General features: G+C 65.6%; 4 protein-coding genes. 1 reads left to right on the top strand and 3 read right to left on the bottom strand.

Annotated features, from left to right (window positions below; translation table 11 throughout):
* The 3 genes from msrQ to pyrF form a co-directional block, all read right to left on the bottom strand.
* Positions 1-555 (bottom strand): protein-methionine-sulfoxide reductase heme-binding subunit MsrQ (msrQ, locus tag ACK5IR_RS03885; protein WP_416926114.1); only part of this gene is annotated, 555 nt, incomplete at its 3' end.
* Positions 555-1,484: a protein-methionine-sulfoxide reductase catalytic subunit MsrP gene (gene msrP, locus ACK5IR_RS03880; RefSeq protein ID WP_416926112.1), complete on the bottom strand. Its 930-nt coding sequence runs from the start codon at positions 1,482-1,484 to the stop codon at positions 555-557. The genes msrQ and msrP, both read right to left, overlap by 1 nt.
* A 92-nt stretch (positions 1,485-1,576) precedes the next feature.
* Positions 1,577-2,293, bottom strand: a complete 717-nt coding sequence (pyrF, locus tag ACK5IR_RS03875; RefSeq protein ID WP_416926110.1) for an orotidine-5'-phosphate decarboxylase — start codon at positions 2,291-2,293, stop codon at positions 1,577-1,579.
* A gap of 232 nt (positions 2,294-2,525) precedes the next feature.
* Here pyrF and ACK5IR_RS03870 point away from each other — a divergent pair.
* Positions 2,526-3,864, top strand: a 1,339-nt coding sequence (locus tag ACK5IR_RS03870) for a Clp protease N-terminal domain-containing protein (protein ID WP_416926108.1), incomplete at its 3' end; no start/stop codon positions are given.

The following is a 3,864-nucleotide window of genomic DNA, read 5'->3' as shown; positions in this document are numbered from 1 at the left end:
TGCGACGGCAAGGTAGACAACTGGCTCCACCTGCCAGCCTTTCACCACCATGACGTAGTGTAATGCCCCCAGCAGAACGGCCGGATAGGTCAGGCGGTGCAGCCGGCGCCATCCGGCCGCCCCCAGCCTGCGAACCGACCAGTCGTTGGATGTAAGCGCCAGCGGTACCATCAGAACGAACGCGGCCATGCCGACGGTGATATAGGGCCGCTTCACGATATCGGCCCAGATCAGCGCCGGAACCTGCACGTCAAGTATCAGCCAGACAAGCAGATGGGTCAGGATACAGAAGAAAGCGAGCAGCCCGATGGCGCGGCGAAACCGGATCAGCCGAAGCCCGGCGATCCGCGCCAGCGGCGTCACGCCCAGACCGGCCAGAAGCAGCCAGAGCCCCCAAAGGCCAAGCCTATGCTCGATCGCCTTGGCCGGATCCACCCCAAGCCCGCCGGTGACCCCCTGCCCGAACAGCCAGATCACCGGAAGCGCCCCCAGCGGATAGAGCGTCCAGACCGGCCAGCGGCGCAGCGCAGCATTGATGCGATCGACGCCCTTCATCAATAGTTCTTCTTCAGGTCCATGCCGTCGTACATGTGCGCAACGGTGTCGGCATATCCGTTGAACATCTTCGTCGGCTTGCGCTTGGCGAAGAGCGAACCGCCGATCCGCCGTTCGGTCGCCTGGCTCCAGCGCGGGTGATCGACCCTGGGGTTCACGTTGGCGTAAAAGCCGTATTCCTCGGGTTGCAGCCGGTTCCAGGTGGTTCTGGGCTGCCTGTCGCTCAGGGTGATGCGGACGATCGACTTGATCGATTTGAAGCCATATTTCCACGGCACCACCAGACGGATCGGGGCACCGTTCTGGTTGGGCAGCGGCTCGTCATAGAGACCGGTCGCCAGGATCGTCAGCGGGTTCATCGCCTCGTCCAGCCGCAGACCCTCGGTATAGGGCCAGTCGAGTACCGGGCTGCGCAGCCCGGGCATCTCGTCGCGCCGCTCAGCGGTTTCGAAGACGACGAATTTCGCCGAGGGCTGAACACCCACCCGGTTCAGCAGATCGGCCCGTTCGAACCCCGTCCACGGAATGACCATCGACCAGCCCTCGACACAGCGCAGGCGATAGATGCGCTCTTCCAGCGTGACGCCTTCGAGCAGGTCGTCCATCGACCAGGTTGCGGGCTTGTCGACCATGCCGTCGATGCGAATTTCCCAGCCGTCTGTGGTCAGGGCCGAGGCGTGCTTTGCCGGGTCGGTCTTGCGCGAGCCGAATTCGTAGAAATTGTTGTAGTTGGTGATCTGCTCCAGCGTGTTGATCGCCTCGTCGGTCGAATATTTCGACGGTCGCCCGCCCAGCGCCGCCCCTACCGGTCCGGCGAGCAGACCGCCGGCAACCGCCGCCGCGCCCAGCATGAGGTGCCGGCGGTTGAGCCATACCGGCTTCGGGGTCACTTCGGACCAGTTCAGATCGTTCTTCCAGCGTCCGGCCATTCGGGGAATCTCCATCGATTTGCCCCTAGATACGTCATTGTCGGCCGGCGTGGAGCGGCTGACACGTATCCTCACGCGAACGTTGACGAATGTCAGCGCAGCGGAGCGGCCAGTTCGTCCACGATGGCCTGCGCCGCAGCCCGCGGGTCGGCGGCCTGCCAGACCGGACGGCCGACCACGATGTGATCGGCACCGGCGGCGATCGCGCGCGCCGGGGTGGCGATGCGCTTCTGATCGCCCGGAGCGGCGCCGGCCGGGCGCACGCCGGGGGTGACGATCAGCCGGCCCTCTGCCTCGGGCAGGGCGCGGATCGCCGCCGCCTCCCGGGGCGAGGCGATCAGCCCGTCAGCCCCCGCGTTCAGCGCGTTCACCGCGCGCTCCAGCACGATATCGCGGACATCGCCCGGCTTGATCAGGGCAGCGTCCAGATCCGGCCGGTCGAGCGAGGTCAGGATCGTCACCGCCAGAATCTTCGTGTCGTGGCCGCGCTTTCCCTCCTGCGCGGCGCGCACCACATGGGGGTCGCCGTGCACCGTCAGGAAATCGAGGGCGAATTGCGCCAGCCCGCGCACCGCTGTCTCGACCGTCGCGCCGATGTCGAACAGCTTCATGTCGAGGAAGATGCGCTTGCCGTGCCCGGTCTTCAGTTCGTTGGCCAGTGCCAGGCCGCCGCCGGTAAGCATGCCCAGACCGATCTTGTAGAAAGACACCGTGTCGCCGAGCGTTTCGGCAAGCTTCAGCCCCTCCAGCGCATCCGGTACGTCGAGGGCGACGATCAGCCGGTCGTCCGGCTTGCGGCTGTCGGGCATCGGTTTGCTCCTTCTCCTGCTTCCCGACCTGCCTAGTACCCGTCACCGGCGGCATCAACCCTGCCGCACACCCGGGTCTGCCAATACGACGCAGGCGGCTGTGTGAAATATGTGACAGGTCCGGGTTGCGGCCTGTGTTTTCCGTTCCCATATCGTGCCGGAGGCTTGCTCAGGTGCCGTGCCGCAGCCGGGCGGACAATTCATGCAAGCGCTTGGAAAGGGAGAATTCTCTATGAACATGGAAAAATTTACCGAACGGTCGCGCGGCTTCATTCAGGCCGCCCAGACCATCGCCATGCGCGAGGAACACCAGCGGCTGATGCCCGAGCATCTGCTCAAGGCGCTGCTCGACGACGACGAGGGGCTTGCCAGCAACCTGATCAAGCGGGCGGGCGGCTCGCCCGAACGGGTGCGCGAGGCGGTGGATACCGATCTTGCGCGGATGCCCAGGGTTTCGGGCGATGGGGCACAGGTCTATCTCGACCAGAAGACCGCACGCGTGCTCGACGAGGCCGAGAAGATCGCCACCAAGGCCGGGGACAGTTTCGTCCCCGTCGAGCGGATCCTGACCGCGCTCGCGGTGGTGCGCTCGGGCGCAAAGGAAGCGCTGGAAGCCGGCGCCGTGACCGCGCAGGGGCTCAACTCGGCGATCAACGACGTGCGCAAGGGGCGCACCGCCGACACGGCGTCGGCCGAAGAGGGCTATGACGCGCTGAAGAAATATGCCCGCGACCTGACCGAAGCGGCCCGCGAAGGCAAGATCGACCCGATCATCGGCCGCGACGAGGAAATCCGCCGCTCGATGCAGGTTCTGAGCCGCCGGACCAAGAACAACCCCGTGCTGATCGGCGAACCCGGCGTCGGCAAGACCGCTATCGCCGAGGGCCTCGCGCTGCGCATCGTCAACGGCGATGTGCCCGAAAGCCTGCGCAACAAGCGGCTGATGGCGCTCGACATGGGCGCGCTGATCGCCGGCGCCAAATATCGCGGCGAATTCGAGGAGCGGCTCAAGGCGGTGCTGTCCGAGGTGACGGCAGCGGCGGGGGAGATCATCCTCTTCATCGACGAGATGCACACGCTTGTCGGCGCCGGCAAGGCGGACGGGGCGATGGATGCCTCCAACCTGCTGAAACCTGCGCTGGCGCGGGGCGAGTTGCAGTGCGTGGGCGCGACCACGCTCGACGAGTACCGCAAGCACGTGGAGAAGGACGCGGCGCTGGCGCGACGATTCCAGCCGATCTTCATCGAGGAGCCGACGGTCGAGGATACGATCTCGATCCTGCGCGGCATCAAGGAGAAGTACGAGTTGCACCATGGGGTACGGATCACCGATTCGGCCCTTGTCGCCGCCGCGACCCTCAGCAACCGCTATATCACTGACCGGTTCCTGCCCGACAAGGCCATCGACCTGATGGACGAGGCGGCGAGCCGGCTGCGCATGGCGGTGGAGTCCAAGCCCGAGGAGCTTGACGCGCTCGACCGTGAAATCCTGCAAAAGCAGATCGAGGCCGAGGCGCTGAAGAAAGAGGACGATGTCGCCTCGAACGACAGGCTCGAAAAGCTCGAGCGCG

It is taken from the genome of Tropicimonas sp. (assembly GCF_047971885.1).
In the GTDB taxonomy this organism is placed as follows: domain Bacteria; phylum Pseudomonadota; class Alphaproteobacteria; order Rhodobacterales; family Rhodobacteraceae; genus Tropicimonas.
This window is presented reverse-complemented; position numbering and strand designations above follow the sequence as displayed.